Annotated in this window: 27 protein-coding genes and 1 tRNA gene; 10 read left to right on the top strand and 18 right to left on the bottom strand. The window is 68.8% G+C overall.

Going from position 1 to position 26,154, the window contains the following annotated elements; translation table 11 throughout:
- Nucleotides 1-66: 66 nt before the first annotated feature.
- The gene (locus DIE16_RS36605) at nt 67-465 is read right to left on the bottom strand and encodes a hypothetical protein (protein WP_185641329.1); all 399 of its coding nucleotides are present in this window, start codon (nt 463-465) and stop codon (nt 67-69) included.
- On the opposite strand from DIE16_RS36605, the gene DIE16_RS15210 reads away from it, so the two are divergent.
- Nucleotides 445-1,842: a sigma-54 dependent transcriptional regulator gene (locus tag DIE16_RS15210; protein WP_124487481.1), complete on the top strand. Its 1,398-nt coding sequence runs from the start codon at nt 445-447 to the stop codon at nt 1,840-1,842. The genes DIE16_RS36605 and DIE16_RS15210 overlap by 21 nt on opposite strands.
- Before the next feature lie 42 nt (nt 1,843-1,884).
- Nucleotides 1,885-2,856 carry a thymidylate synthase gene (locus DIE16_RS15205; RefSeq protein WP_044844804.1) on the top strand — a complete coding sequence of 324 codons (972 nt, stop codon included), beginning with the start codon at nt 1,885-1,887 and terminating at the stop codon, nt 2,854-2,856.
- A 162-nt stretch (nt 2,857-3,018) separates the two neighbouring features.
- Here the strand turns inward: DIE16_RS15205 and DIE16_RS15200 are convergent, their stop codons facing one another.
- Nucleotides 3,019-5,541 carry a DUF6600 domain-containing protein gene (locus tag DIE16_RS15200; RefSeq protein WP_124892578.1) on the bottom strand — a complete coding sequence of 841 codons (2,523 nt, stop codon included), beginning with the start codon at nt 5,539-5,541 and terminating at the stop codon, nt 3,019-3,021.
- 162 nt (nt 5,542-5,703) lie between these two features.
- Nucleotides 5,704-6,411: a helix-turn-helix transcriptional regulator gene (locus DIE16_RS15195; RefSeq protein ID WP_124892576.1), complete on the bottom strand. Its 708-nt coding sequence runs from the start codon at nt 6,409-6,411 to the stop codon at nt 5,704-5,706.
- A 178-nt stretch (nt 6,412-6,589) separates the two neighbouring features.
- Between DIE16_RS15195 and DIE16_RS36600 the strand changes: the two genes are divergently transcribed.
- Both DIE16_RS36600 and DIE16_RS15190 read left to right on the top strand, forming a co-directional pair.
- Complete coding sequence (locus DIE16_RS36600) at nt 6,590-6,730, top strand: hypothetical protein (RefSeq protein ID WP_185500387.1); 141 nt, start codon at nt 6,590-6,592, stop codon at nt 6,728-6,730.
- A 135-nt stretch (nt 6,731-6,865) separates the two neighbouring features.
- A complete protein-coding gene (locus DIE16_RS15190) occupies nt 6,866-7,378 on the top strand; it encodes an acyl-CoA thioesterase (RefSeq protein WP_014897688.1) in 513 nt (170 codons plus the stop codon).
- 57 nt (nt 7,379-7,435) lie between these two features.
- On the opposite strand, the gene fumC is transcribed toward DIE16_RS15190, so the two are convergent.
- The 3 genes from fumC to DIE16_RS15175 all read right to left on the bottom strand — a co-directional run bounded on the left by fumC (nt 7,436) and on the right by DIE16_RS15175 (nt 10,711).
- Complete coding sequence (gene fumC, locus DIE16_RS15185; RefSeq protein ID WP_044844800.1) at nt 7,436-8,830, bottom strand: class II fumarate hydratase; 1,395 nt, start codon at nt 8,828-8,830, stop codon at nt 7,436-7,438.
- Nucleotides 8,831-8,974: 144 nt separating this feature from the next.
- Nucleotides 8,975-10,363 (bottom strand): multidrug efflux MATE transporter NorM, encoded by a 1,389-nt coding sequence (gene norM, locus DIE16_RS15180; protein ID WP_124487478.1) that lies wholly within the window; start codon nt 10,361-10,363, stop codon nt 8,975-8,977.
- A 129-nt stretch (nt 10,364-10,492) separates the two neighbouring features.
- On the bottom strand, nt 10,493-10,711 hold the full coding sequence (locus DIE16_RS15175; protein WP_006753074.1) for an RNA-binding S4 domain-containing protein: 219 nt from the start codon (nt 10,709-10,711) through the stop codon (nt 10,493-10,495).
- Between the two features lie 280 nt (nt 10,712-10,991).
- Between DIE16_RS15175 and DIE16_RS15170 the strand changes: the two genes are divergently transcribed.
- Nucleotides 10,992-11,402, top strand: a complete 411-nt coding sequence (locus DIE16_RS15170; protein ID WP_124892574.1) for a hypothetical protein — start codon at nt 10,992-10,994, stop codon at nt 11,400-11,402.
- A gap of 117 nt (nt 11,403-11,519) precedes the next feature.
- Here the strand turns inward: DIE16_RS15170 and DIE16_RS15165 are convergent, their stop codons facing one another.
- The 7 genes from DIE16_RS15165 to fdxA form a co-directional block, all read right to left on the bottom strand.
- Entirely contained in the window at nt 11,520-12,296 is a 777-nt protein-coding gene (locus DIE16_RS15165) for a DUF4088 family protein (protein ID WP_044844797.1), read from the bottom strand.
- 159 nt (nt 12,297-12,455) lie between these two features.
- Nucleotides 12,456-12,794, bottom strand: a complete 339-nt coding sequence (locus DIE16_RS15160; RefSeq protein WP_044844796.1) for an AzlD domain-containing protein — start codon at nt 12,792-12,794, stop codon at nt 12,456-12,458.
- Complete coding sequence (locus tag DIE16_RS15155; protein WP_124892572.1) at nt 12,791-13,564, bottom strand: AzlC family ABC transporter permease; 774 nt, start codon at nt 13,562-13,564, stop codon at nt 12,791-12,793. The genes DIE16_RS15160 and DIE16_RS15155 overlap by 4 nt, the downstream gene beginning before the upstream one ends.
- Nucleotides 13,565-13,681: 117 nt before the next feature.
- Complete coding sequence (locus DIE16_RS15150) at nt 13,682-14,587, bottom strand: AraC family transcriptional regulator (RefSeq protein ID WP_124521383.1); 906 nt, start codon at nt 14,585-14,587, stop codon at nt 13,682-13,684.
- Between the two features lie 61 nt (nt 14,588-14,648).
- Nucleotides 14,649-15,134 (bottom strand): CreA family protein, encoded by a 486-nt coding sequence (locus DIE16_RS15145; RefSeq protein ID WP_044844793.1) that lies wholly within the window; start codon nt 15,132-15,134, stop codon nt 14,649-14,651.
- Between the two features lie 107 nt (nt 15,135-15,241).
- A tRNA-Asn gene (locus DIE16_RS15140) sits at nt 15,242-15,317 on the bottom strand.
- A gap of 104 nt (nt 15,318-15,421) precedes the next feature.
- On the bottom strand, nt 15,422-15,745 hold the full coding sequence (fdxA, locus tag DIE16_RS15135; protein ID WP_011351384.1) for a ferredoxin FdxA: 324 nt from the start codon (nt 15,743-15,745) through the stop codon (nt 15,422-15,424).
- Between the two features lie 283 nt (nt 15,746-16,028).
- Here fdxA and pncB point away from each other — a divergent pair, with 283 nt between their 5' ends.
- From pncB to DIE16_RS15105, 5 genes are all read left to right on the top strand, one after another.
- Nucleotides 16,029-17,225: a nicotinate phosphoribosyltransferase gene (pncB, locus tag DIE16_RS15125; protein ID WP_124521381.1), complete on the top strand. Its 1,197-nt coding sequence runs from the start codon at nt 16,029-16,031 to the stop codon at nt 17,223-17,225.
- Nucleotides 17,226-17,314: 89 nt separating this feature from the next.
- Complete coding sequence (locus DIE16_RS15120; RefSeq protein WP_059523763.1) at nt 17,315-17,977, top strand: lactate utilization protein C; 663 nt, start codon at nt 17,315-17,317, stop codon at nt 17,975-17,977.
- 52 nt (nt 17,978-18,029) lie between these two features.
- Entirely contained in the window at nt 18,030-19,460 is a 1,431-nt protein-coding gene (locus tag DIE16_RS15115) for a sodium:proton antiporter (RefSeq protein WP_124571082.1), read from the top strand.
- 81 nt (nt 19,461-19,541) lie between these two features.
- On the top strand, nt 19,542-20,531 hold the full coding sequence (locus DIE16_RS15110; protein ID WP_124892571.1) for a D-glycerate dehydrogenase: 990 nt from the start codon (nt 19,542-19,544) through the stop codon (nt 20,529-20,531).
- Nucleotides 20,528-22,006: a DNA recombination protein RmuC gene (locus DIE16_RS15105; protein ID WP_124487469.1), complete on the top strand. Its 1,479-nt coding sequence runs from the start codon at nt 20,528-20,530 to the stop codon at nt 22,004-22,006. The genes DIE16_RS15110 and DIE16_RS15105 overlap by 4 nt, the downstream gene beginning before the upstream one ends.
- 103 nt (nt 22,007-22,109) lie before the next feature.
- Here the strand turns inward: DIE16_RS15105 and DIE16_RS15100 are convergent, their stop codons facing one another.
- The 5 genes from DIE16_RS15100 to moaA all read right to left on the bottom strand — a co-directional run bounded on the left by DIE16_RS15100 (nt 22,110) and on the right by moaA (nt 26,058).
- Entirely contained in the window at nt 22,110-22,595 is a 486-nt protein-coding gene (locus DIE16_RS15100) for a GNAT family N-acetyltransferase (protein ID WP_124892570.1), read from the bottom strand.
- Nucleotides 22,592-22,867 (bottom strand): hypothetical protein, encoded by a 276-nt coding sequence (locus tag DIE16_RS15095; RefSeq protein WP_006476519.1) that lies wholly within the window; start codon nt 22,865-22,867, stop codon nt 22,592-22,594. Before DIE16_RS15095 ends, DIE16_RS15100 begins: the two co-directional genes overlap by 4 nt.
- Nucleotides 22,868-22,904: 37 nt before the next feature.
- The gene (gene glp / locus DIE16_RS15090; RefSeq protein WP_124892568.1) at nt 22,905-24,194 is read right to left on the bottom strand and encodes a gephyrin-like molybdotransferase Glp; all 1,290 of its coding nucleotides are present in this window, start codon (nt 24,192-24,194) and stop codon (nt 22,905-22,907) included.
- 105 nt (nt 24,195-24,299) lie between these two features.
- On the bottom strand, nt 24,300-24,917 hold the full coding sequence (gene mobA / locus DIE16_RS15085; RefSeq protein ID WP_124487466.1) for a molybdenum cofactor guanylyltransferase MobA: 618 nt from the start codon (nt 24,915-24,917) through the stop codon (nt 24,300-24,302).
- A gap of 28 nt (nt 24,918-24,945) precedes the next feature.
- Nucleotides 24,946-26,058: a GTP 3',8-cyclase MoaA gene (moaA, locus tag DIE16_RS15080; protein WP_124892566.1), complete on the bottom strand. Its 1,113-nt coding sequence runs from the start codon at nt 26,056-26,058 to the stop codon at nt 24,946-24,948.
- Between the last annotated feature and the right edge of the window lie 96 nt (nt 26,059-26,154).

The raw sequence follows: 26,154 nt of genomic DNA, 5'->3' as shown, positions 1-26,154 counted from the left end.
GCATTGCCGCGTCTGCGATTTGCGGGGAAGCGTCGTGACTTGCGATCGAAAACGCCGGGAAATGTTTCAGGCGTGAAACGAGGGGGCTCGGGAATACTGCGGATTCAATCGATACGCTTCAAGGATGAAAATTTGCGCGTGTGTCGATGCAGGTACGCGTCGCTGCGCGTTTCTATGTGCAGATGATTGATCAACGTCGACCACTGAGCGATTCGACCGTTCGCTCATCCGCGCTGCAATCGGTTTGTCGTATTCGGCGCCTATAACTAAGCTGTCTTGATCAAAAAAATAACTGGACGCGAGATGAGCGCCATCATGCGAGGCCTGTCGTCGCCGCGCATCGGCATGGCGAATCGAGCCGCTTCGGCTGACCCGGTTCGATCCTTTTGCACGCGACTTGGCGTGTACGGCAATCGTTAGACGGTTGATGAACGGGGTGAGCATATGGGAGCCGAGCAGCGGCATGTGATCTACTTCTCGCGCGAGCCGAACGACGCGTTGCGCGGGCATTTCGACGAATGCGGGTGGCGCGTCGATCTTGCGGAAAGCGCACGCGACGTGCGGCGTGTCGTGCAGCACGGCGTGGCAACGGCCGGCCTGCTCGATTTCTCGCCGGGTTTTCGACCCGCGGATCTGCGCGAACTCGAAGCGTGTCTGAGCATCCAGCACATCGGCTGGATCGCGGCGACCCGGCGCGGCCAATTGCAGGACGCGACGCTGCGGCATCTCATTCGTGACTATTGCTTCGACTACGTGACGATGCCGTACGAGGCGGCGCGCATCGTCGAGACCATCGGCCACGCGCACGGCATGATCGCGCTGACCGAGCCGGTAGCCGCACCCGTCGGTGCCGGACGCGCCGAAGGCGAGATGGTCGGCACCTGCGACGCGATACTCGGGCTGTTCAGGACGATCCGGCGCGTGGCGACGACCGATGCGCCGGTGTTCATCTCCGGCGAATCGGGTACCGGCAAGGAACTGACGGCCGTGGCAATCCACGAGCGCTCGGCGCGCGCGCAAGCGCCGTTCGTCGCGATCAATTGCGGTGCGATTCCGTCGACGCTGCTCCAGGCCGAACTGTTCGGCTATGAGCGCGGCGCGTTTACGGGCGCGAACCAGCGCAAGATCGGCAGGGTCGAGGCCGCGAACGGCGGCACGTTGTTTCTCGACGAGATCGGCGACCTGCCGCTCGAGAGCCAGGCGAGCCTGCTGCGGTTCCTGCAGGAAGGCAAGATCGAACGGCTCGGCGCGCATGTATCGGTGCCGGTCGACGTGCGCGTGATCTGTGCGACGCACGTGGACATGGAAGCGGCGCTGCGCGAAGGGCGGTTCCGCGAGGACCTGTTTCATCGGCTGTGCGTCTTGAAGATCGAGGAGCCGCCGCTGCGCGCACGCGGCAAGGATATCGAACTGCTGGCGCGCCACATGCTCGAGCGTTTCAAGGGGGATGCGCATCGCCGCCTGCGCGGCTTCTCGCCGGACGCGATCGCCGCGCTGTACGGCTATTCGTGGCCGGGCAACGTGCGCGAGCTGATCAATCGCGTGCGCCGCGCGATCGTGATGTCGGAGGGCCGGATGATTACCGCGGCCGATCTCGAACTCAACGAATTCGCGGTACTGGCGCCCGTCTCGCTCACCGAGGCGCGCGAAGCGGCCGAACGGCAGGTGATCGAGCAGGCGCTGCTGCGTCACCGCGGCCGGTTTGCCGACGCGGCGCGCGAACTGGGCGTGTCGCGCGTCACGCTGTACAGGCTGATGTGCGCGCATGGCATGCGCGATCGCGGCGACCCGCTGGGCGGGTTTTCGGCACCGTTGCCGGAGGTTCAGCATCACGCTTGCTAGAATTGGCGGGTAACGGTCGCCCTCGCGGCCGAAGGAACCCGCATGAAACAGTACCTCGACCTCGTTCGCACCATCCTCGACACCGGCACCTGGCAGGAGAACCGCACGGGCATCCGCACCATCAGCATGCCCGGTGCGATGCTGCGGTTCGACCTGCAGCAAGGTTTCCCGGCGGTCACGACCAAGAAGCTCGCGTTCAAGTCCGCGATCGGCGAACTGGTCGGTTTCCTGCGCGCATCGCGCAGCGCGGCCGATTTCCGCGCGCTCGGCTGCAAGGTGTGGGACGCGAACGCGAACGACAACGCACAGTGGCTCGCGAACCCGTACCGCCAGGGCGTCGACGATCTGGGTGACGTGTACGGCGTGCAATGGCGCCAGTGGCCCGGCTACAAGGTGCTCGACGCGGGCGCCGAGGCGCAGATCGCCGACGCGACGCGCCGCGGTTTCCGGATCGTCACGCGTTTCGACGAGGACGGGGTGCCGAAGGTGCTGCTGTACAAGGCAATCGACCAGCTGCGCCAGTGTCTCGACACGATCATGGAGAACCCGGCCGACCGCCGCATCCTGTTTCACGCATGGAATCCGGCCGTACTCGACCAGATCGCGCTGCCCGCCTGCCATCTGCTGTACCAGTTCCTGCCGAACGTCACGAAGCGCGAGATTTCGCTGTGCCTGTACATCCGCAGCAACGATGTCGGGCTCGGCACGCCGTTCAATCTGACGGAAGGGGCCGCGCTGCTGTCGCTCGTCGGCCGGCTGACGGGCTACACGCCGCGCTGGTTCACGTACTTCATCGGTGACGCGCACATCTACGAGAACCAGCTCGACATGCTGCAGCAGCAGCTCACGCGCGAGCCGTACGACAGCCCGCGGCTCGAAATTGCCGAGCGCGTGCCGGACTACGCGAAGACCGGTGTTTATGCGCCCGAATGGCTCGAGCAGATCGAGCCGTCGGATTTCTCGCTCGTCGGCTACCGTCACCATGAGCCGCTGACCGCGCCGATGGCGGTCTGAGCCCGGCCTGCGACGGCGGCGGGTGACGCGACCCGCGACCCGCGCCAGGCAGAATGAAGAAGGCCCGACCGGCACTCGCCGGTTGAACTGAACCCCAAGGGTTGGACATAGATCCGACCCTTGGGGTTTTTCATGTCGGGCCTTGCCGTTTCAGCGGTCGGGTTACTGGTGGCGCCGCTCGTCGTGGCCGCCGGGCGGCGGATTGCCCGGGTGCGGCGCCTCGACGTGCGGCGCCGGTTGCGGCCGCGGTTCCATGCGCGGCGCGGGCATGGACGGCCGCGGTTCCATGTGCGGCGCGGGCATCGACGGCCGCGGCTCCATGCGCGGGGCCTGCGGCTGCGGTCGCGGCATGTCATGCACGGCGGGCGCGGGCGGACGGTACTCGTTCACGTGCGCCGGCGCGACTTCGCGGCGCGGTGCCGGTTGCGCGAATTCGGGGCGCGGTTGCGGTGCCGGAGCGGTCCGCTCGGGCCGCGGCTGCGCATGCTGGGCCGGTGCCGCGAAATCGGGGCGCGGACGCTGCTGCGGAATCTGCGCGGTCATGTCGAGTCGCGGTTGCGGCAACGCGCGCGGCGTTTCCTGCCGACGGCCGGGCTGCGTACCGGGCGTGGCTTCCGGATGCGGGACCGGCGCCGCGCTGCGCACGGGCGGCAGCGCGTTCTGTCCGGCTGCGTGGAGTGCCGTCGGCGGCGTCGGGCGCTGACGCTCCATCGGCGTGTGCGGCTGCATCCACGCGGGCGCGGGCGCCGCGGCCGCATGCGTGTTGTCGCGCCCGGCCGGCTCGTTGGCGGCCGCCGGCGGATGCGGGACGCCATTTCCGGGACTCAACGCCTGATGCGGAGCCGGATGGCCCGGCGCCTGCGGCATCGCACCGTTGGCGAAGCGCGGCGCATTGGGGGCTTCGCCGTTCGTCGGTCGTGCGCCGTTCGCCACGACCGGCATCGGCGCACCAGGCCGCGCGACCTGGGCCGGTGCCGGCTGGCCGTCGCGTGGTGCGTGCGCCGGTTGCACGACGGGACCGTGCGGATTCACGAGCTGCACGTTGCGCATCGCCCACGCACCGGCTTTCGGGTTGCCCGGAACGCGGACCGGGCGCGCCTGGTAGTCGGCCGGCACGCTCGTCCTCGCGACCGGTGCGCCTGCACCCGGCACGTGCTGGCCCTGCCGGGCGAGATGCGCGGCCGCCTGGTCACGATAGGCGGCCGGCACGGCCGGATTGCGCGTCGCGACGAACGTGTGCTGTCCGAGCGCCGCCGGCGGACGGTAGCTGGCCGTGCGCAGTCCGCCGGTCAAGCTCTGCCGTACCGGCGCAATGCCGGGCGTGCCCGGCATCACGTGCGCGTTGCGCCACTGCTGCGGATCGACGCGTTGCGCGAAGTGCGCGACCGGCTGGCCGTGCACGAACGCGGACGCCGGCACGGCCGTGATCGCATGCGGCGCGCGGAAATTCACGTACGTCTTGTTGATGTTCGTGATGTTGGTGATGTTCGTCACGTTCACGGTCTTGTTGACCGTCACGTTGTTGACCACGATGTTCCGGTTCACGCGATCGTAGTAATGCGGGCTCCAGCCGCCCCAGCCGGGATGCCAGGGTTCGCCCGGACCGAGTGCGAACCATGCGCAGCCGGCCGCCGCGACGCCGCCGACCGTCAGCGCGACGCTCCAGTCGGGACCGCCGCCGCCGCCCACGAAGGCGACGAGCGCCGGCGCGTAGACGGGCGGCTGGCTGACGACCATCGGGCCGGGCACCCACGCCCAGCTGTCGTCGACATAGGCCCAGCGGCCGTAGTGATACGGCGCGAAGCCCCACGGCGCATCGTCGACCCAGGTCCAGCCCCACGGCGCCTGCCAGATCCAGTGACCGTCGTGATACGGCGCCCAGTCGGCGGGCGTGTCGTTCGGCACCCAGACCTCGCCGTAATTCGGGGTTTCGCGCCACGTGCCGTTCGCGTCGAGATCCTGATAGCCGGGCACGTCGCGCGATACGTAGCGGGCCGACACCGAGCGCTGCTCGGCCGCATCGCGGCCGGCGGCCCACTGGTCGAGCGCATCGGGGGCCGGCGCGGCCGATTGCTGCGCGACCTGCAGGTCGGTGCCGGTGAACACGACCTGCTGTCCGGGCGACAGCGGATACTGCCCGTTGCTGCCGTAGACGGTCGCGCTGCCGCTGCGCACGGTGACCGTCGTGCTCGCGCCGTTCGGCGCGACGTCGACGCGATAGTCGCCCGGGCCCGAGATGCCGAGCGCGAGATTGGGCGTGTCGATTTCGTACGACCCGCCGGACGGCAGATCGCGCACGTGCGTCGATACGGTGCCGAGCCCGACCTTCAGCTGCGTCGTGGTGTCGTCGAGGTTGAGCACCGACAGGCTCGTCGATTCGCCGAGTCGCACCGCGGTCGAGCCGATGTGCAGTTCCGAGCGCGCGCCGGCATCGTTCCACAACTGGTCGCCGGTGGTCAGCGGCCGGTTCACGGCGGCGTACGACCACGTATCGGTGCCGGCGGGCTCCGTCGTCACGGCACCCGACTTGTAGTTGAGCCGGGCGACGCGGCTCGGCGGATCGCCGCCCGACTGCCGGGCGGCGGCCTCGGTCGTTTGCGCGAATGCGGTGGGCACGGTCGCCAGCGCGGCGAACGCGAGCAGCGTGCAGCGGGCGGTTCGCTTGAGCGTGAACAGGGAAGCCATGATGAGCGTCTTCGTCGTTATCGCGGCGCGTCGATTCGTGCCGTTGAATTCACGATATCCGCTCGGCCTGTTTCAGTGCTCGGTGTTTTGTAAGTCGGATGGCACGCGATGTAACAAAACCTGTCCATCGCGCGCCGTTGTCGTCCCGTCGCAATGTACGCGTCAAGCGGACGTAAGCCAGTCGTCGAAAACCTGCTGTCCGGGCACGGTGACGCGCAGCACGCGCGGCCGTGCGGTGCGCTCGATCCAGCCGTGGGCGCAGAAGCTGTCGAGCAGTGCCGCGCCGAGCGCGCCGCCGAGATGGGGGCGGCGCTCGCTCCAGTCGAGGCAGCCGCATGCGAAGCGGCGGCGGCGCGTGCGCTGCTGCGCGACGTCGATGCCCCAGCGCGCGAGCGCCTGCGTGCCGAGTTCGGTGGCTTCGATCGCGTCGCCGTCCGCCTGCAGCCAGCCGCGTGCGGTGAGCCCGTCGAAGATGCGGACCGCGAGTTCGCCGGCCATGTGGTCGTAGCAGGTGCGCGCGTAGCGCAGTTCGGCCGGCACCGCGCGCGACGGCGGCGGCACCGGACGGTTCGGCGCGGCCGCGCGGGCCACGTTCGCGAGCGCCTCGAGCGACGCCGCGATGTCGGCCGACGCGAGCCGGTAGTAGCGGTGCCGGCCGCGCACGTCGAGCGCGAGCAGGCCGCCTTCGGTCAGGCGCGCGAGGTGCGCGCTCGCCGCGGACGGCGACAGCCCTGCGATCATCGTCAGTTCGCCGGCCGGCCGCGCGCTGCCGTCCATCAGCACCCACAGCATCGCGGCGCGCCCCGGATCGGCGATCAGGGCTCCGATTCGGCTCAGGCCCGGAAAGTGGTGGTCGTCTTGATCGGTCATCGTCGTGTCTCGTCAGGCGGAATGACTGCAGTGTAGGTGCTGCGCACATTCGATGTTTCGTGTTCGGGTGAAATGTCGGATGCGGCGGGGCGGTGCGCGACCCGCGGTCGCCGGCCGCGCACGCGTAGAATGGCCGGACGCGGCGGCAGTGGGCCGCCGGATGCGACACGATGCAACGATGAAGACGATTTTCTGCCTGTTGGCCGCCGCGTTCCTTTGCGCGGCCTGTGCGCAGGGCGGTGCAGGCGCCGCCGGCGAGCGGGGCGGCAGCCTCGAGATGTACGGGACGATCGATCAGGGCATCACGGTGCGCCGCTGACGGACGTCGCTTGCCGGTGCCGATGCCGGTTCGGCGCACGGGCGCGGCCGGCCGTGCGGCGGGCGCTGCGACGTGTTGCCGCAGTGCAACGTATAATGCGCCGATTGCCGTACCCCGCCGCCTGGAGCTACCACGATGTCCCAACCATCCCCCGTACCGGCTGCCCTCGACCGCACCGAAACCGTATTCCGCTTCCTCGCCGAGCCGTCGTCCGTGAACTTCGGCGGCAAGGTGCATGGCGGCGCGCTGATGAAGTGGATCGACGAGGTCGCGTATGCGTGCGCGGCGGTCTGGTCGAGCCGCTATTGCGTGACGGTCAGCGTCGGCAACATCCGCTTCCAGCGTCCGATCCTCGTCGGCAACCTGGTCGAGCTGAAGGCGCGCGTCGTCGCGACGGGCCGCACCAGCATGCACATCCATGTGTCCGTGCACGCCGGCGATCCGAAGGGCGGCGTGCTGCGCCAGACGACCGACTGCCTCGTCGTGTTCGTCGCGGTCGACGAGAACGGCAACCCGGTGCCGGTGCCGCCATTCGTGCCCGAGACCGACGAGCAGAAGGTGCTCGCGAAGTATGCGGCCGACGTGCGCGCCGCGCTCGACAAGATCGTCGAGATGAAGCCCGAGGAAGTGGCGAAGGGCACCGTCTGACGACAACGGGTGCGGCGTTCGCGCCGCGCCCGTCGCATCATCGCGTCGCCCCCGCGATTACCGCGATCCGATCATTTCCTCGGGGCGCACCCACGCGTCGAATTCCGCCTCGGTCAGGTAGCCGAGCGCAAGCGCGGCGGCCTTCAGCGTCGTGCCTTCCTTGTGCGCCTTCTTCGCGATCTGCGCGGCCTTGTCGTAGCCGATATGCGGGTTGAGCGCCGTCACGAGCATCAGCGATTCGTTCAGCAGCAGATCGATGCGCGCGCGGTTCGGCTCGATGCCCGCCGCGCAGTGGTCGTTGAAGCTCTGCGCGCCGTCGGCGAGCAGCCGCACCGACTGCAGCACGTTGTGCGCGATCATCGGCCGGAACACGTTCAGCTCGAAGTTGCCGCTCGCGCCGCCGACGTTTACCGCGACGTCGTTGCCGAACACCTGGCAGCACAGCATCGTCACGGCTTCCGACTGCGTCGGGTTCACCTTGCCCGGCATGATCGAGCTGCCCGGCTCGTTTTCCGGAATCGACAGTTCGCCGAGCCCGCAGCGCGGCCCGCTCGCGAGCCAGCGGACGTCGTTGGCGATCTTCATCAGGCCGGCCGCGACCGTCTTCAGCGCGCCGTGCGCGAACACCAGCGCGTCGGCGGCCGCCATCACCTCGAACTTGCTCGGCGCGGTCACGAACGGCAGCGTCGTCAGCCGGCCGATCTCGTCGGCGACGCGCACCGCGAACTCCGGATGCGCGTTCAGCCCGGTGCCGACGGCAGTGCCGCCGAGCGCGAGTTCGTACAGGTGCGGCAGCGCCGATTCGACGTGCCGAATGCCCTGGTCGAGCTGCGCGACGTAACCGGAAAATTCCTGCCCGAGCGTGAGCGGCGTCGCGTCCTGCAGGTGCGTGCGGCCGATCTTCACGATATCGGCGAAGGCCTTCGACTTCGCGTCGAGCGTCGCGCGCAGCGTGCGCAGCGCGGGCAGCAGATGGTTGACGATCGCGTACGCGGCCGCGACGTGCATCGCGGTCGGGAACACGTCGTTCGACGACTGGCCGCGGTTCACGTCGTCGTTCGGGTGGACCTTGCGTGCTTCGCCGCGCTCGCCGCCGAGCAGTTCGCTCGCCCGGTTCGCGATCACCTCGTTGAGGTTCATGTTGGTCTGCGTGCCGGAGCCCGTCTGCCATACGGCGAGCGGGAATTCGCGCGGATGCTTGCCCGCGATGATCTCGTCGGCCGCGTCGATGATCGCGCGCGCCTTGTCGTCGGCCAGCACGCCGAGCGACTGGTTCACGGCGGCCGCGGCGCGCTTGACGATCGCGAGCGCGTGGATCAGCTCGGGCGACTGCTTCTCGGTCGAGATCCGGAAATTCTGCAGCGAGCGTTCCGTCTGCGCGCCCCAGAGCCGGTTGGCCGGCACGGCGATCTCGCCGAACGTGTCGCGTTCCATCCGAACTGCTTCGTTCATGATGCACTCCTCTTGGGAAGGGGAAAGGCCGCGCGTCGCGCGGCGTCTGGCGTATCGTGAGGCAGTCGCGCCGCTGGCGCGACGTGTTGGGTCTTCAACCGACAAGCATAGCGCCGGCCGCGATTTTGCGTCGTGTCGTCGCGCTCAGCGCGTCGATGCGACGAGCGATGCGCTCTTCAGATGGAAGCGCCAGGCCATCAGCGCGGCGACGCTCGCCAGGCCGGCCGCGAGCCCCCACCAGAGGCCGCGTGCGCCAAGGCCTGCATGGAACGCCAGCCAGTAACCGGTCGGGAAGCCGATGCCCCAGTAGCCGAGGGTCGCCGCGAGCATCGGGATGCGCGTATCGCGCAGTCCGCGCAGCGCGCCCGAGCCGACGGTCTGCATGCCGTCGACGATCTGGAACACCGCGGCAATGCCGAGGAGCGACGCGGCCAGCGACACGGTCGCCGCGTTGGCCGGATCGTCGAGCTGGAGGTACAGGCCGACGATCGCATGCGGCACGACGATCAGCACGAGCCCCGACAGCGACATGAATGCGACGCCGAGGCCGAGCGCGACGAAGCCCGCATGCCGCGCGGCGACCGGCTGGCCGGCGCCGACCCAGTAGCCGACCCGCACGTTGGCGGCCTGGCCGATCGCGAGCGGCACCATGAACGCCACCGACGCGACGTTCAGTGCGATCTGGTGTGCGGCAAGCGACGTCGCGCCGAGCACGCCGATGGTCAGGCCCGTGGCGAGAAACAGCGTCGATTCGACCCCGTACGTGATCGCCACCGGCCAGCCGATGCCGATCAGCTCGCCCATCATCGGCAGTTTCGGGCGGGCGGCGGTCACGAAATGGCGGAACCGCTGGCGGCCGTGCAGCAGCCAGATCAGCGCGAGCGCGGTGAGCCAGATGGTGATGGTCGTCGCGACCGCCGAGCCGAGGAAGCCGAGCCGCGGCAAGCCGAAGGCGCCGTGGATCAGCCCGTAGTTCAGCACGCCGTTCACGCCGACGCCGCCGATCGACACCCACAGCAGCCGCCGTGCGGCGCCGATCGCGGGCAGGAAGGCGCGCATCAGCCCGACGCCGATCAGGCTGCCGAGCGCCGCGAACCGCAGGATGCCGGTGTACTCGCCGACGTGACGCGCGAGCGTGGGCGGCTCGTGGAACATCAGCAGGATCGGCTCGGACAGCGACAGCGCGACGATCGCCGGAATCGCGAGCAGCACGGACAGCACGAAGCCGGTCCAGTAGATGTGCGGCACGCGGTGTTCCGCCTGCGCGCCGCGCGCATGCGCGACGCTCACGCTGACCGACGACAGCACACCCTGCAGCACGGTCACGATGACGAAGAAGAAGTTCGCGCCGAGGCCGCCCGCCGCGAGCGAATCGGGGCCGAGCGAGCCGAGCAGCACCGTGTCGGTGACGCTCATCGCCATTTGCGAGAGTTGTGCGATCGCGAGCGGCGCGGCGAGGCGCGCGGTATCGGCGGCATGACTGGACAGCGACGGCGGCGCGGCGGCCGTCCGCGTAAGACCGGAATGCGACATGGAATGGGCGCTCGCGCGGGTGCGGGCCCGCGCTGTCTGTATTTATTTTGAGAGACGGCTAGCTTACGGCTTTATTCGAACGGTGTCGAACGCGCGCGCCGATGGCCATGTCACGGTGAGGGGGAACCGCTATGCGTCGTGAACCGCGATCCGCGTATCGCCGAACAGCACGACCTGGCCCGCGCGGATCTTGCAGGTCTTGCGCAGTTCGACCACGCCGTCGACTTTCACCGCGCCGGACGCGACGAACATCTTCGCGGTGCCGCCGCTGTCGGCGAGGCCGGTGATCTTGAGAAGGTTGTGCAGCTCGACGTATTCGCCGGTCAGCGTGAAATCCAGGTTAGGCATGACGAAGGAGGCGCGCGACGCGCGGGAGGAATCGCCCCGCATCATACGGCACCGCGGGCCCGCGCGCGAGTGCGGCCGCGCGCGCATGTTTGCGCCCCGTAGCCGTTAAGGACTGTGAGCGATTCGTCAGCAAATGAAACGGTGGGTAACAGTCTGAGAGATTCGAGAACCGGCCGTGCCGCCCGCGGGTCTTTCATCGTACCTGCTGCGTGTCGCGGCAGGGGACGCGACGGAGCGTATCGATGCGCTCCGCGCCCACAACTTCTTGAGGAGGATTGTCATGTCCAAGATTCGTACGATGCTGATTGGTGCCGCGCTGACGGCGTTCGCCACTTCGGCCGCATTCGCGCAGACCGGCGTCGCGGCGCAGGGCACCGCCGGCGCCGGCGTGCAGACGCAGGCGCCGGCAGCGGGGGCAGGCGCAGACGCGGGTATGCAGGGTGGTGCCGGCGCGAATGCGTCGGGCAACGCGGTCGGCGGCGCAACCGATGCGGTTGGCGCGGCAGCCGACGGCGCGAAGGATACGGCGTCGTCGTCGGTCCACTCGACCAAGAAGCACGCGAAGCATGCGGCGAAGTCGGCCAAGCATCACGCCGGCTCGGCGAAGTCGAAGGTGGGCGACGAAGCGGTCGAAGGCAGTGCGTCGGCCGGCGTGCAGGGCGGTGCATCGGCCTCGGGCGCCGCGCAGTAAGCGGCACCCCGACGTCGCACGACGCTCGCCCCGGACGGCGCGTCGTGACGGCGATCGACCGGCGGCCCGGTTCGCTTCGCGCGAACCGGGCCGTTCTTCATGCGTGGACGCGGGCCGTCACGGCCGGCGCTGCTCCGGCCCCGGTCCGTGTGCCGGTCGTGCCGCGGACGGGGTAAATACGCTGCGCAGCCACGCGGCGAGCCGCGTGAATACGTCGTATGGCTCGTCGACGAAGATCTCGGGCTTCAGCAGCCGCAGATATTCCATGATCTGCTGCGCTTCCTGTTTCTGGAACGAGCCGTGCGCGAGCCCGAGCCGCAGCAGGCCGCGCAGTTCGCCGAGCTTGTCGCGCGCGGCGCTGCCGACGCTCATCTCGCACGCGAGCTTCGCCTCGTAGATGCGCTGGCGCAGCGATTCCGCGAGCCGCCACGCGGGCGTCTGCATCGATTCCTCGAGCGCCTGGATGTCGTGGACCGCGCTCTTGATCTGCGCCGCGAGCGGATCGACCAGCGACGCATCGCCCTGCGCTTCGGCGACGATCGCCTTGGCCCAGTCGCGGCACGCCTTCGCAAGCTCGTCGGGCGTCCATTCGGAGCGCGACGCGAAGCCGAAGCCGAATTCGCCGGCCTGCCGCATCAGGATCGCGACGACGTCCGGGAATTCCTTGTCGAGCGTGCGCTTCGCCCACGCGTACTGGCCGCCCTCGAGCATCCGCTGCACGGCGTGCTCGGTCAGCGGCACCATGTTGTCGAGCAGCTTGGCGCGCAGGAAATCCTCGAACGACGGCGTCGCGAACTGCGGGTCGAGTTTCAGCGACACGCGCACGAACGCGTCGTAGTCCTTGCGCAGGGACGCAAGCGTGTCGTCCTTGAGGGAAAGGGTGATCTGGCCCATGAATCGTCTCGATGGCGGCCCGCGCGGGCCGGCGGCCGACATCGCGCACCGGTGCGGGCGCGGCGTCGGCGGACCGGTTCGCGCCGAGGCCGATGGCGGGTCTTCACTTCCTATATCGGCGCGCCGGACGGAAACTTGAGCGCGGCCGGCGAGGTCCGCTCAGGCCGGCAGCCAGTGCGGCATCACGACCCCTTGCCAGAAGAAGAACACCGCGAGCCCGACCGCGATCGTCACGAGCGGCCGGCGTGTCGTCGCCGACACGAGCACGGCGGCGAGCGCGCCGACCAGCTGCGGATTGCGCCAGGTCAGCTCGGCCGTGCCGCCGTGCGGCGAGACGGTCATCGGTACGATGATCGCAGTCAGCACGGTGACGGGCACGAAGCCGAGCGCGGTCCGCACGAGCGGCGGGAAGGTCAGCCGCTCGCCGAACAGGAACAGCGTCGTCCGGATCGCATAGGTGATCACGGCCATCCCGAGGATCAGCAGCGCGTAGCTCACGATGCGGCCTCCGTGCGTGAAGCGGTGCGCGAACGCTCGTGCAGCAGCGTGAGCGCGACGCCGACCACGACGCCGGCGGCGACCGCGCCCAGCAGCCCGAGCTTGTACGGCCAGCCCTGCCAGAAGTACGCGAGCGTGCCGGCGGTCGCGGCGGCCGCCAGATAGCGCAGCGTGCCGAGCTGCGGGACGACGATCGCGATGAAGGTGGCCGCCATCGCGAAATCGAGGCCGAGCGACTGGAGGCCCGGGAAGGCCGCGCCGAAGCCGATGCCCGCGAGCGTCCAGACCTGCCAGTTCAGGTACATCGCGAGGCCCGAGCCGAAGAAGTAGTGCGGGCCGATCGCGCCGGGCGGGAAGTGGCGGTAGTGCGCGTAGGCGACCGCGAACACCTCGTCGGTCATCAGCGCGCCGAGCGTCGCGCGCCAGCGCAGCGGCAGGTGCGCGACGTACGGCGCGAGCGTCGCGCTGTACAGCAGGTGACGCAGGTTCACGATCAGCGTCGTCGCGAGCACGACGACGAAGCTCGCGCTGCCCGCGATCAGGCCGAGCGCGATGAATTGCGCGGAGCCCGCGAACACCGCGAGCGACATCAGCGCGCCGTGCCATGCGGCGAGCGGGCCGCCGCCGACGAGCGTGCCGAAGATCACGCCGAACGGTGCCGCGCCGATCATCATTGGGATCGTGTCGCGTGCGCCGTCGAGCCACTCGTTGAGCGGGCGGCGAGGCGGGGGCGTAGGTGTGGGTGTGGGGTTCAAGGGGCTCGTCTCCATGGAATGGAGGATAGCGGGGTGATGCAGCGGCGGCTTGTATGTTCTTGCGCCCGCGCGGGTGCCGATGGCGCTGCGTGCGTGCGGGTTGCCGTCCGTCGTCGAATGCAGGGAAGGGCGTCAGCGCGCCTGCCAGCGTCCGGGCGGCACGCCGAACATTCGTTTGAAATGCCGCGTGAAGTGACTCTGGTCGACGAAGCCGCTGGCCGCGGCGACATCAGCGATCGGCACGCCGGCGCGCAACGGCGCAAGCGCGCGCTGCAGCCGCAACTGGTTGCGCCACGCATGTGGCGGCATCCCGGTCGTGCGCGTGAACAGGCGCGCCGCGTGAAACGGCGACAGGCCGGCGGCCTGCGCGACGTCGTCGAGCGTGACCGTGCCCGTGAGATCGGCGGCCAGCCGTTCGCGCATCGCGTCGACGCGCGGTTCGTCCGCCGCGAGCGCCGCCGGTTGCAGCCGCGCGTCGGCATGGCGCGCGATCAGTGTCGACAGCGCATCGAGCATCGCCGTTTCGGCGGCGAGCGGATCGTAGACGCGCGGTGCCGCGGCGGCCGGATCATTGGCGGCCGGCTGCTCGTGGGGGTGGAACGGCGGCATGCGTTCGCTGCCGGCCTCCATCATCCGGTGGGCCAGCGCGAGCCGTGCCGCGAGATCGGTGTCGCGGATCACGTCGGACGGGAACCATGGCGCATCCTGCGGCCGCCCCGCGATCGCGCTCGCGAGCGAGCGAATGTAGTCGACCGGCACGTAGCTCACGCGATAGCACCAGCCTTCGTCGGTCGCGCGCGAGCCGGTGTGCACTTCGCCGGGATTGATCACGGGCACGGTGCCCGTTTCGGCGACATGGCCGCTGCCGCGACAGGTGTAGCGCTCCGCCCCCTCGAGGATCACGGGGATCGTGTACGCGTCGTGCCAGTGCGGCGCGAACGTGTGGTCGCGATAGGTGGCGGTGAGCAGATCCGCGTCCGGCAGCAGCGGCGTGCGCCAGTAACGTGCGGAGTCCGGAAGAAGGCGGGGGGCGGACATGGTCGGGCGCGAGGGCGGTCGAATCGACAGTGTAGCGCTCGCGCGCCCGGCCGGTGCGGGCTTACTTGACCGGAATCGTCGTGCCGGCCGGCATCGGCACGGCGGTCACGGCGTTCTTCGGGCTGCCGCTGACGATGCGGTCGCTGTAGGTCAGGTAGACGAGCGTGTTGCGCTTCTTGTCCACCACGCGCACGACGTGCAGCGTCTTGAAGATGAACGACATCCGTTCGCTGAACACGTCGGTCTGCTGCTTGAGCGGCTCCTTGAAGCTGAGCGGGCCGACTTGCCGGCACGCGATCGACGCTTCGCTCGGATCCTCGGCGACGCCGAGCGTGCCCTTGATCCCGCCGGTGCGCGCCCGCGACACGTAGCAGGTGACGCCCGTCACGAGCGGATCGTCGTACGCTTCGACGACCACGCGGTCGGAGCCCGTCACGCGGAAATGGGTGTTGACGCTGCCGACTTCCTCCGCGTGCGCGAGCGGCGCGGTGGCAAAGGCGGAGAGCAGAAGGGCGAGCGACGCGGCGGAAAGGAGGCGGTGCTTCATCGACGGAACCGGATGCGAATGCGGGACAGAAACTCTAGCATGCGCGGCGGTGACCGGCGGGCGCCGGAAAAACAAAAGGCCCGTCGAATGACGGGCCTTTCGCTGTCTGGCTCCCCGACCTGGGCTCGAACCAGGGACCTACGGATTAACAGTCCGGCGCTCTACCGACTGAGCTATCGGGGAACAAACAACAACAGCAGAGAAACGAGATTGTATGGAGTGTTCGCTAACCTGTCAACACTTTTGAGCGGCGGCGCACCAAAAATTTTTGCAGCGCCGCTGCGCGATCAACGCTCGAGCAGGTGCAGCTTGTCCTGCACGTCCTTCCACTCGTCCGCGTCGGCCGGTGCCGGCTTGGTCTTCGTGATCGACGGCCAGTCCTTCGCCAGCTCGGCGTTCAGCGCGGTGAACTGCTGCTGGTCGCCCGGAACGTCTTCTTCGGCATAGATCGCATTGGTCGGGCACTCGGCGACGCACACGGCGCAGTCGATGCACTCGTCCGGATCGATGGCGAGAAAGTTGGGACCTTCACGGAAGCAATCCACCGGGCACACATCCACGCAATCCGTGTATTTGCACTTGATGCAGCCTTCGGTCACAACGTGAGTCATTAAAACGCTCCTGCTTGGCGGTATATATGGGGTGGCGTGTGCGCCAAAAGCGGCATTGTAACTGAAGCGCAAAACCCGCATGGCGTGGTCGGCTTTCCGGCTTATATCGTTTCGTGATTAGTTTATGGGGCTGGCGGCGGGCGCGGCGCGTGCGGCCGCGCGCCCGGCGCGTCGGGCAGGGCGGTTTCACGATGGTCGGGCCCGCATTCGGGTAACATGGCCGACAGACCGGGCGGCGCGCGGTGCGCCGGGGCCCTGTCACGATATTGGCGGTGCCGTAAACATGATCATCACTTCGCTGCTCGACACGGATCTCTACAAGTTCACGATGATGCAGGTCGTCCTGCATCACTTTCCTGCCGCAAACGTCGAGTACCGGTTCCGGTGTCGCACGCCCGGCGTCGATCTCGTGCCGTACATCGACGAGATCCGCGACGAGGTGCGCGGCCTGTGTGCGCTGCGCTTCACCGACGACGAACTCGACTACCTGCGGCGCATGCGCTTCATCAAGAGCGACTTCGTCGACTTCCTCGCGCTGTTCCACCTGAACGAGAAGTACATCTCGATCACGCCTTCGCCGAAGGGCAACGGCGAGATCGACATCGTGATCGAAGGGCCGTGGCTGCACACGATCCTGTTCGAGATCCCGGTGCTCGCGATCGTCAACGAGGTCTATTTCCGCAACACGCAGCGCGAGCCCGACTATCGCGAAGGCCGCGAGCGGCTGGGCGAGAAGATCAAGCTGCTCGGCGCGAAGCCCGAGTTCGCCGACTGCAAGATCGCCGACTACGGCACGCGCCGGCGCTTCTCGAAGGTCTGGCACGAAGAGGTCGCGCTGACGCTGCGCGACGGGCTCGGACCGCAGTTCGCGGGCACGAGCAACGTGTTCTACGCGATGAAGCACGGCCTGACGCCGCTCGGCACGATGGCGCACGAATACCTGCAGGCCTGCCAGGCGCTCGGCCCGCGGCTGCGCGATTCGCAGACCTACGGTTTCGAGATGTGGGCGAAGGAGTATCGCGGCGACCTGGGGATCGCGCTGTCGGACGTCTACGGGATGGACGCGTTCCTGAACGACTTCGACATGTACTTCTGCAAGCTGTTCGACGGCGCGCGCCACGATTCGGGCGATCCGTTCGAGTGGGGCGAGCGCATGCTGCGCCACTACGAGGCGAACCGCTGCGATCCGCGCACCAAGGTGCTCGTGTTCTCCGACGCGCTCGACATTCCGAAGGTCATGCAGCTGTACGAACGGTTCCGCGGCCGCTGCAAGCTCGCGTTCGGCGTCGGCACCAACCTCACGAACGATCTCGGTTACGTGCCGCTGCAGATCGTGATCAAGATGGTCCGCTGCAATGGACAGCCGGTCGCGAAGCTGTCGGATACGCCGGGCAAGAGCATGTGCGACGACAAGGCGTATCTCGCGTACCTGCGCCAGGTGTTCGGCATCGCGCAGCCGGCCGACGACGCCGCATCGTAGCAAGCGTCGGCCGTCCGGCGAGGTGCGTCGCCGCGGGGGCGGCCGGTATAATCCGACGGTATCGCACGCCAACGTCACGAGGACCGTTCATGGACACTTCCGCTGCCCGTCGCCAGATCCTCGCACGCATTCGCGCGGCGCAAGGACGCGCGCCCGAACCCGATGCAGCGGAGCGCGACGGCGTCGCCGACTATCTCGCCCGCCATCCCGAGGGGCCGCGGCCGCCGATGCCGGCCGACCTCGTCGCCGCATTCGTTGATGAAGCGGCGCGCCTGTCGACGACGGTCGACGAAGTCGCGACGCTGGCCGACGCGCCCGCCGCCGCTGCCCGCTATCTTTCCGCTCACGGCTTGCCGATGCAGGCCGTCGCATGGCGTACGCTGGCCGAGCTCGACTGGGCCGGCGCCGGCCTGTCGGTCGAATGCCGCAAGCCGCGCGACGGCGATCTCGTCGGCCTCACCGGCTGCTTTTGCGCCACCGCCGAAACGGGCTCGCTGGTGCTGCTGTCCGGCCCCGACACCTATGCATCGGCCGGGCTGCTGCCGGAAACCCACATCGCGATCGTGCCGGCGTCGCGGATCGTCGCGGGCCATGAAGACGCATTCGCGCTGATTCGCGCGGAGCGCGGCGAATTGCCGCGCGCGGTCAATTTCGTATCGGGCCCGTCGCGCACCGGCGATATCGAGCAGACCATCGTGCTGGGCGCACACGGCCCGTACCGCGTTCACGCGATCGTCGTGCGCGGTGCATGACGATCGCGTCCGCTCGATCCTCACTCGACTCACTCGCACAAGGAAGTTCTGCATGAAACGACATGCCGCCTGGGCGGGCATGGCGTCGGGAGCCGCGCTTGGCGCCGTTCCCGCGCTCGCATCGGCCGCCACGCTCGACGGTGCCACGCTGTCCGCACTCTGGGGCATCCCGTTCGCCGGGATCCTGCTGTCCATCGCGGTGTTCCCGCTCGTCGCGCCGGTGTTCTGGCATCACCACTTCGGCAAGATCGCCGCGGCATGGGCGATCGCGTTTCTGGTCCCGTTCGCGGTCGCGTTCGGCGCGGGCACGGCGTTCGGAACGCTGGTGCACGCGCTGCTCGAGGAGTACATCCCGTTCATCGTGCTGCTGACCGCGCTGTATACGGTCGCCGGCGGCATTTGCGTCAACGGCAACCTGCACGGCACGCCGAAGCTGAACACCGCGATCCTCGCGCTCGGCACGCTGCTCGCGAGCGTGATGGGCACGACGGGCGCCGCGATGCTGCTGATCCGGCCGCTGCTGCGCGCGAACGACAATCGCAAGCACGTCGTGCACGTCGTGATCTTCTTCATCTTCCTCGTCGCGAACGCGGGCGGCTCGCTGTCGCCGCTCGGCGATCCGCCGCTGTTCCTCGGCTTCCTGAACGGCGTGAGCTTCTTCTGGACGACCACGCATCTCGCGCTGCCGATGCTGTTCATCTGCGCGGTGCTGCTGACGCTGTTCTTCGTGCTCGATACGTACTTCTACCGGAAGGGCGGCGAGGAGCGGCCGGTCGTGCTCGACCCGACACCTGACGATGGCGCGCTGTCGATCGACGGCAAGGTCAACTTCGTGCTGCTCGCGGCCGTGATCGGCCTCGTGCTGATGAGCGGCATCTGGAAACCGGGCATCACGTTCGACGTGTGGGGCACGCACGTCGCGCTGCAGAATCTCGTGCGCGACGTCGCGCTGGTTGTCGTGGCACTCGCGTCGCTCGCGCTGACGCCGCGCTCCGCGCGCGAAGGCAACGCGTTCAACTGGGCGCCGATCGAGGAGGTCGCGAAGCTGTTCGCGGGGATCTTCGTGACGATCGCGCCGGTGATCGTGATCCTGCGCGCGGGGGCGGACGGTGCGTTCGCGCAGATCGTCCATCTCGTGACGGGGTCGGACGGCAAGCCGATCGATGCGATGTACTTCTGGGCCACCGGCCTGTTGTCGTCGTTCCTCGACAACGCGCCGACCTACCTCGTGTTCTTCAACCTCGCGGGCGGCGACGCGCAAGCGCTGATGACGGCGGGCGCGACGACGCTCGCCGCGATCTCCGCGGGAGCGGTGTTCATGGGCGCGAACAGCTACATCGGCAACGCGCCGAACTTCATGGTGAAGGCGATCGCGGAATCGCGCGGCGTGAAGATGCCGAGCTTCTTCGCGTATCTCGGCTGGGCGTTCGCCATACTGGTACCTGTATTCCTGCTGACGTCGTGGATCTTCTTCACGGCGTAGGCTGACGATTTTCAACCAAGCGCGGACGGTTCGGGCGGCGCACGATGCGCCGCGTTCCGGCCGCGGCATGCGGAGATGGCGATGCAGAAGATCCTGGTCGCACGTCCGATCTTTCCGGACGTGATCGAACGGCTCGAGCAGTATTTCGAAGTCGACTGGAACAACGGCGACGCGCTCGCCCCCGATACGCTCGCCGCGCGTCTCGCGGACAAGGACGGCGCGCTGACGGCGGGCGACCCGGTCGGCGCGGCGGCGCTCGCGGCGGCGCCGCGCCTGCGCGTCGTGTCGAACATGGCGGTCGGCTACAACAACTTCGACATGGCCGCGTTCAACGCGGCGAACGTGCTCGGCACCAACACGCCCGACGTGCTGAACGAGTCGACCGCGGATTTCGGCTGGGCGCTGATGATGGCCGCCGCGCGCCGGATCGCCGAATCCGAGCACTGGCTGCGCGCCGGGCACTGGCAGAAGTGGGCGTACGACGGTTTCCTCGGAGGCGACATTTACGGCTCGACGCTGGGCGTCATCGGCATGGGGCGCATCGGCCAGGCGCTCGCGCGCCGCGCGCGCGGCTTCGGGATGCAGGTGATCTATCACAACCGGTCGCGGGTCGCGCCCGAGATCGAGGCCGAGCTGAACGCCGAATACGTGTCGAAGGATGCGCTGCTCACGCGCGCCGATCACGTCGTGCTGGTGCTGCCGTACACGAAGGAGAACCATCACACGATCGGCGCGGCCGAGCTCGCGAAGATGAAGCCCACCGCGACGCTGACCAACATCGCGCGCGGCGGCATCGTCGATGACGCGGCGCTGGCCGTCGCGCTGCGCGACGGGACGATCGCCGCGGCCGGCCTCGACGTGTTCGAAGGCGAGCCGAGCGTGCACCCGGCGCTGCTCGAGGTGCCGAACGTCGTGCTGACGCCGCATATCGCGAGCGCGACCGAAAAGACGCGCCGCGCGATGGCGAACCTCGCGGCCGACAACCTGATCGCCGCGCTGGGCGAAGGGCCGCGCGCGGGGCAGCCGCCGAATCCGATCAACCCTGACGTGATCGGGAAGCCGCGCGCATGACGACGATGTTGTTGCTGGCGGCGGTCGTCGTGCTGGCCGTCGCGCTGGCGGTGGCGATCGTCGCGATCGTGCGCGGCGGCGGCCGCCACGACGACGCGGCCGTGCTCGGCGACCAGATCGAGGACGCCGCGCACGCGCAGGCGCTTGCGGTCGAGCGGCTCGAACGCGAGCTGCGCGGCGAGATCGTCGAGAACGCGCGTGGTTCGCGCACCGAGCTGGCCGGCAGTTTCTCGCAGCTTCAGCAGACGCTCGCGACGCAGCTGACGAGCATCGCGACCGTGCAGAACAACCAGATCGACGGTTTCGCGCAACAGCTCGGCAAGCTGGTCGCGGGCAACGCGCAGCAGTTCGACGCGATGCGCGAGAGCGTGCAGCGCCAGGCGCAGCAGGCGCGCGAAGAGCAGACGGTCGCGCTGCGTCTGTTCGGCGACACGCTGAACCGGCAGCTCACACAGCTGACCGAGGCCAACGATCGCCGGATCGGCGAAGTGCGCGCGACGCTCGAACAGCGATTGAAGGAAATCGAGACGAACAACGCGGCGAAGCTCGAGGAGATGCGCCGCACCGTCGACGAGAAGCTGCATGCGACGCTGGAGCAGCGGCTCGGCGAATCGTTCAAGCTCGTGTCGGACCGGCTCGAGCAGGTGCACCGCGGGCTCGGCGAGATGCAGACGCTCGCGGCCGGCGTCGGCGACCTGAAGAAGGTGCTGACCAACGTGAAGACGCGCGGCACCTGGGGCGAGGTGCAGCTCGAGGCGTTGCTCGAGCAGATGCTTACGCCCGACCAGTATGCGAAGAACGTCGCGACGGTGCCGAAGAGCAGCGAACGCGTCGAGTTCGCGATCCGGCTGCCGGGACGCGACGCGGGCACGCGCGACGCGCCGCCGGTGTGGCTGCCGATCGACGCGAAGTTTCCGCGTGAGGACTACGAGCGCCTGATCGATGCGCAGGAGCGTGCCGATTCGGTGGCGGTCGAGGAGGCGGCCCGTGCGCTCGAGGCGCGCGTGCGGATGGAGGCGCGCACGATCGCCGAGAAGTACGTCGCGCCCCCGCATACGACCGATTTCGCGCTGCTGTTCCTTCCGACCGAGGGGCTTTATGCGGAGATCCTGCGCCGCCCGGGGCTGACCGACCTGCTGCAGCGCGACTATCGCGTGACGGTGGCCGGGCCGACCACACTGACCGCGTTGCTGAACAGCCTGCAGATGGGCTTCCGCACGCTCGCGATCGAGCAGCGCTCGAGCGAGGTATGGCAGGTGCTCGGTGCGGTGAAGACCGAATTCGGCAAGTTTGGCGACGTGCTCGCACGCACGAAGGCGCAGCTCGAGACGGTCACGCGTTCGATCGAGGCCGCCGAGCAGCGCACCCGTGTGATGAACCGCAAGCTGAAACAGGTCGAGGCGTTGCCGGGCGAGACGGCGGCCGGGCTGCTCGGCGCGGAAGCCGCCGACGGCGCCGATGCGGACGACGCATGACGCATCCCGCATGATGCACCCAGCCGAAACCGGCTGGAACGAAAAACGGGCGCCGCGGCGCCCGTTTTCCTTTGACACGGCGACCGGCGTAGCCGGCGCGCGTTCAGCGTGCGGCGAGCGCGTCCAGTGCGTCGCCGGTGACGCGCACGATGCGCCACTCCGGCAGCACGGTCGCGCCCATCTTCTCGTAGAAGTCGATCGCCGGCTGGTTCCAGTCGAGCACCGACCATTCGAAGCGAGCGCAGCGGCGCTCGACGGCGAGTGCCGCGAGGTGCTGCAGCATCGCGGTGCCGAGGCCCGTGCCGCGCTGCGACGGCTGCACGTACAGATCCTCGAGATACAGCCCGCGCCGGCCGAGGAACGTCGAATAGTTGTGGAAGAACAGCGCATACGCGACGATCGCGCCGTCGCGCTCGGCCACTAGCGCTTCGGCGGCGGGGCGTTCGCCGAACAGCGCGTCGGCCAGGTCGGCGTCGCTCGCGACGAACAGGTGCGTGAGCTTTTCGAACTCGGCCAGCTCGCGCATCAGCGCGAGGATCGCGCCGACGTCGCGCGCTTCGGCCGCGCGGATCAGCGGTGCGCCGCTCACGCTTCCTCCGGCGGATCGGACAGCACGATCTCGATGCCGCCGAAGCGCGACGCGACCCAGTTGTACGCGTGGCAGGCGATCCACAGCAGCACGAAACCGAGGATCGCGTTCAGCAGCAGCGCGCTCAGGATCGTGCTCAGTTCGACCATCCCGTAACGGATGTACGCGACCAGGATGCCGAGCAGCACGATCGGCACGCTGAACGTCAGGTAGACGAGGATCAGCGCCTTCGCGGTCTGCCCCGCGGCGATCGACGAGATTTGTTTCTTCATGTGCGGATTGCCCCCGTAGAAATATACCGATTGGAATTCAGATCAGGCCGTCGAGCGGCAGAATGTCGACCGGGGCGCCCGCGTCGACTGCCGCGGAATCGTGGCCCAGGACGATGAAACAGTTGGCGGCCGCGAGGCCGCTCAGCGATGCGGAACTCTGCGAACCGGCCGGCGCGACGTGCCACTGGCCGTCGGCGGCGCGCGTCGCGATCGCACGCAGGTATTCGGTACGGCCCGGACGCTTTTTCAGCGCCTGCGTGCTGCGTGCCGTGTACATCGCCGGCGGCGGCGCATGCGCGCCGGCCAGCGTCAGCAGCGCGGGGCGCACGATCGCGTAAAACGTCACGGCGGAGGCGACCGGATTGCCGGGCAATCCGAAGAACAGCACGCGGCCGTCGCCCGTGTGCGCGAGCGTGCCGCACGCGAGCGGCCGGCCGGGCCGCAGCGCGAGGCTCGCGAAGGTCACGTCGCCGAGCCGCGCCATCACGTCGCGCGTGAAATCGGCTTCGCCGACCGATACGCCGCCGGACGTGATCACCGCGTCGGCCTGTGCGGCGATCGCATCGTGCAATGCGCGTTCGAGCGCGGCCGGATCGTCGCGGACGATCCCGAGATCGAGTGCGTCGATGTGCAGCCTTTCGAGCATCGCGACCAGCATCCCGCGATTGCTGTCGTACAGCGTGCCGCGGCCGATCGGCTCGCCGGGTTCGCGCAGTTCGTCGCCGGTCGAGAACACGGCGACGCGCACGCGGCGGCGCACCGTGACTTCGCGCAATCCGAACGATGCGAGCAGGCCGAGATCGGACGGGCACAGGATGCGGCCGGCGGCAAGCGCGCAGGCGCCGCGCGCGAGATCCTCGCCGGCCCGGCGGCAGTTTGCGCCGCGCGCGACCTCGTGTGCGGCGAAGCGGATGACGTCGCCGTCGACGCGCACGCGTTCCTGCGGAATGACCGTGTCGCATCCGGCCGGCATCGCCGCGCCGGTCATGATGCGGATGCACGTGCCGGGCACCACGGCCCCATCGAACGGATGGCCGGCGAGTGCCGTGCCGGCGACCGTCAGCGCGATGTCGGCGGCCGCTGCCAGCGCGACTGCGCTGCCGTCGAATGCGTAGCCGTCCATCGCCGAGTTGTCGTATGCGGGAATGTCGAACGGCGCATTCACGTCGGCCGCGAGCACGCGGTCGAGGGCGTCATGCAGCGGCACCGTTTCGCACGCGTCGACCGGCACCGCGAACCGGCACGCGAGCGCCTGCGCATCGGCGAGCGACAGCGGGGCCGCGGAATCGGGTGCGGTTCGGGAGGCGGGCGAGGATTGCGTGATCATCAGTCGGACTGCGCCGCAAGGCGTATCGGGTTCGTGGCCGGTGGCGCGCGGAGGGCGCCGAAGCGCGAAGGCGCATGCGGCGGGCGGGAACGGATGCCGGTGCCGTCAGCGGCGGGCAAGCGCGGCAAGTTCCTGCCAGGAATTGGCATTGTAAAACGCACGCTCGTCGCGAAACTCGACTTCGACCGTCTTGTGGCGTGCGTACCACGCACGCACCTTGCGCTCGCCGGCCGCGAGCCTGGCCGCGAGATCGTCGGCGAGCGACGCGCGCAGCAGCGCGAAGGTCGGCTGCGGCGAACGCGCGTGGTGCGCGTCGACGGTCACCGCCATCGCGATGTCGGCCTGCTGCGCGTCGAGTGCCGCGTGCAGCCGCGCGACGAGGTCGGCCGGCAAATAGGGCGTATCGCACGGCGAGCACACGACGAGCGGTGCGCGCGCCGCGCGCATGCCGGCGAGCAGGCCCGCGAGCGGGCCGGGGAAATCGGGGGTTTCGTCCGGCACGATGCGCGCATCGAACGGCGCACCGAGTTCGGCGTAGCGCGCGGCGTTGCGATTCGCGCTGATCAGCGTCTCGTCGACCTGCGGCGCGAGCCGGCGCAGCACGTGCAGCGCGAGCGGCGTACCGTCGAGCAGCTGCAGGCCCTTGTCTGCGCCGTCCATGCGCGTCGCGCGCCCGCCCGCGAGCAGCAGGCCGGTGATGGAAGGCGAGGCGGAAGCGGACATCGCGGGAAAGCGGGGCGGGCGGCGCGCGTCAGCCGCCGATGTACGACATTTCGACGCGCTTGCCGGCGCCGTCGGGCGCGGCGTCGGCGGCCGCGCTGCCGCGCAGCTGCGAGTAGCGGTCGGTGCGGGCCTGCCAGATCCGGGCGATCGCGGTCGCGATCTCGGCGTCGCTCGCGCCGCCGCGCACCAGTGCGCGCAGGTCATGGCCGGTCGACGCGAACAGGCACAGGTACAGCTTGCCTTCGGTCGACAGCCGCGCGCGCGTGCAGTCGCCGCAGAATGCCTGCGTCACGCTCGAGATCACGCCGATTTCGCCGCTGCCGTCCGCATAGCCCCAGCGCTGCGCGGTTTCCGCCGCCGTGTGCGGCTCGAGCGGCACGAGCGGAAACTGCTCGGCGATCCGTGCGACGACGTCCGCGGACGGCAGCACTTCGGTCATGTTCCAGCCGTTCGATGTGCCGACGTCCATGTATTCGATGAAGCGCAGGATCACGCCGGTGCCGCGGAAGCGCTTGGCCATCGGCAGGATCTCGCGGTCGTTGGTGCCGCGCTTCACGACCATGTTGACCTTGACCGGCGCGAGGCCCGCGGCCTGCGCGGCGAAGATGCCGTCGAGCACGTCGGCGCTCGCGAAGTCGGCATCGTTCATGCGCTTGAACAGCGTGTCGTCGAGCGCGTCGAGGCTGACCGTCACGCGTGTGAGGCCGGCATCCTTCAGCGCACGCGCCTTGCGCGCGAGCAGTGAGCCGTTGGTGGTCAGCGTCAGGTCGAGCGGGCGGCCGTCGTGGGTCGTCAGGCGCGCGAGGCGCTCGATCAGGAACTCGAGGTTCTTGCGCAGCAGCGGCTCGCCGCCGGTGATCCGGATCTTTTCGACGCCGTGTGCGACGAACAGCCGTGCCACGCGCTCGATCTCTTCGTGCGTGAGCAGGGCGCTGTGCGGCAGGAACGGGTAGTCCTTGTCGAACACGTCCCGCGGCATGCAGTACACGCAACGGAAGTTGCAGCGATCCGTCACCGAGATGCGCAGGTCGCGCAGCGGCCTGGCGAACGTGTCGGCCAGGGCGCCGTCAGGGGTATGCGCGACGCCGGAGATATCCGGCATCCCGCTGACGTCGGCGAGGGGAATGATGCGTCGGGACATGTTGAAAGAAGTGCGAGCCAGTCTTCTATTTTAGCCGCAAGCGGCCGGCCGGGCCGGTGGGCGGAAACCCGCAGCGCGGACATGAAAAAGCCCGCC

Origin of the sequence: Burkholderia sp. Bp9090 (genome assembly GCF_003857985.1) — a bacterium.
Taxonomy (GTDB): domain Bacteria; phylum Pseudomonadota; class Gammaproteobacteria; order Burkholderiales; family Burkholderiaceae; genus Burkholderia.
Note: the sequence above shows the minus strand (reverse complement) of the source record. Positions and strands in the feature narration are given on the sequence as shown.

Excerpts from the sequence above, each read along its gene's own strand:
- DIE16_RS36600 (WP_185500387.1), top strand. The coding sequence starts at position 6,590 with ATGAAGACGATTTTCTGCCTGTTGGCCGCCGCGTTCCTTTGCGCGGCC.
- mobA (WP_124487466.1), bottom strand. The coding sequence starts at position 24,917 with ATGTCCGCTTCCGCCTCGCCTTCCATCACCGGCCTGCTGCTCGCGGGC.
- DIE16_RS15210 (WP_124487481.1), top strand. The coding sequence starts at position 445 with ATGGGAGCCGAGCAGCGGCATGTGATCTACTTCTCGCGCGAGCCGAAC.
- DIE16_RS15195 (WP_124892576.1), bottom strand. The coding sequence starts at position 6,411 with ATGACCGATCAAGACGACCACCACTTTCCGGGCCTGAGCCGAATCGGA.
- DIE16_RS15120 (WP_059523763.1), top strand. The coding sequence starts at position 17,315 with ATGGACACTTCCGCTGCCCGTCGCCAGATCCTCGCACGCATTCGCGCG.
- DIE16_RS15170 (WP_124892574.1), top strand. The coding sequence starts at position 10,992 with ATGTCCAAGATTCGTACGATGCTGATTGGTGCCGCGCTGACGGCGTTC.
- DIE16_RS15150 (WP_124521383.1), bottom strand. The coding sequence starts at position 14,587 with ATGTCCGCCCCCCGCCTTCTTCCGGACTCCGCACGTTACTGGCGCACG.
- DIE16_RS15200 (WP_124892578.1), bottom strand. The coding sequence starts at position 5,541 with ATGGCTTCCCTGTTCACGCTCAAGCGAACCGCCCGCTGCACGCTGCTC.
- DIE16_RS15165 (WP_044844797.1), bottom strand. The coding sequence starts at position 12,296 with ATGGGCCAGATCACCCTTTCCCTCAAGGACGACACGCTTGCGTCCCTG.
- DIE16_RS15145 (WP_044844793.1), bottom strand. The coding sequence starts at position 15,134 with ATGAAGCACCGCCTCCTTTCCGCCGCGTCGCTCGCCCTTCTGCTCTCC.
- DIE16_RS15105 (WP_124487469.1), top strand. The coding sequence starts at position 20,528 with ATGACGACGATGTTGTTGCTGGCGGCGGTCGTCGTGCTGGCCGTCGCG.
- fdxA (WP_011351384.1), bottom strand. The coding sequence starts at position 15,745 with ATGACTCACGTTGTGACCGAAGGCTGCATCAAGTGCAAATACACGGAT.
- DIE16_RS15110 (WP_124892571.1), top strand. The coding sequence starts at position 19,542 with ATGCAGAAGATCCTGGTCGCACGTCCGATCTTTCCGGACGTGATCGAA.
- DIE16_RS15155 (WP_124892572.1), bottom strand. The coding sequence starts at position 13,564 with ATGGAGACGAGCCCCTTGAACCCCACACCCACACCTACGCCCCCGCCT.
- moaA (WP_124892566.1), bottom strand. The coding sequence starts at position 26,058 with ATGTCCCGACGCATCATTCCCCTCGCCGACGTCAGCGGGATGCCGGAT.
- DIE16_RS15205 (WP_044844804.1), top strand. The coding sequence starts at position 1,885 with ATGAAACAGTACCTCGACCTCGTTCGCACCATCCTCGACACCGGCACC.
- norM (WP_124487478.1), bottom strand. The coding sequence starts at position 10,363 with ATGTCGCATTCCGGTCTTACGCGGACGGCCGCCGCGCCGCCGTCGCTG.
- DIE16_RS15190 (WP_014897688.1), top strand. The coding sequence starts at position 6,866 with ATGTCCCAACCATCCCCCGTACCGGCTGCCCTCGACCGCACCGAAACC.
- glp (WP_124892568.1), bottom strand. The coding sequence starts at position 24,194 with ATGATCACGCAATCCTCGCCCGCCTCCCGAACCGCACCCGATTCCGCG.
- fumC (WP_044844800.1), bottom strand. The coding sequence starts at position 8,830 with ATGAACGAAGCAGTTCGGATGGAACGCGACACGTTCGGCGAGATCGCC.
- DIE16_RS36605 (WP_185641329.1), bottom strand. The coding sequence starts at position 465 with ATGCCGCTGCTCGGCTCCCATATGCTCACCCCGTTCATCAACCGTCTA.
- DIE16_RS15095 (WP_006476519.1), bottom strand. The coding sequence starts at position 22,867 with ATGAAGAAACAAATCTCGTCGATCGCCGCGGGGCAGACCGCGAAGGCG.
- DIE16_RS15175 (WP_006753074.1), bottom strand. The coding sequence starts at position 10,711 with ATGCCTAACCTGGATTTCACGCTGACCGGCGAATACGTCGAGCTGCAC.
- DIE16_RS15115 (WP_124571082.1), top strand. The coding sequence starts at position 18,030 with ATGAAACGACATGCCGCCTGGGCGGGCATGGCGTCGGGAGCCGCGCTT.
- pncB (WP_124521381.1), top strand. The coding sequence starts at position 16,029 with ATGATCATCACTTCGCTGCTCGACACGGATCTCTACAAGTTCACGATG.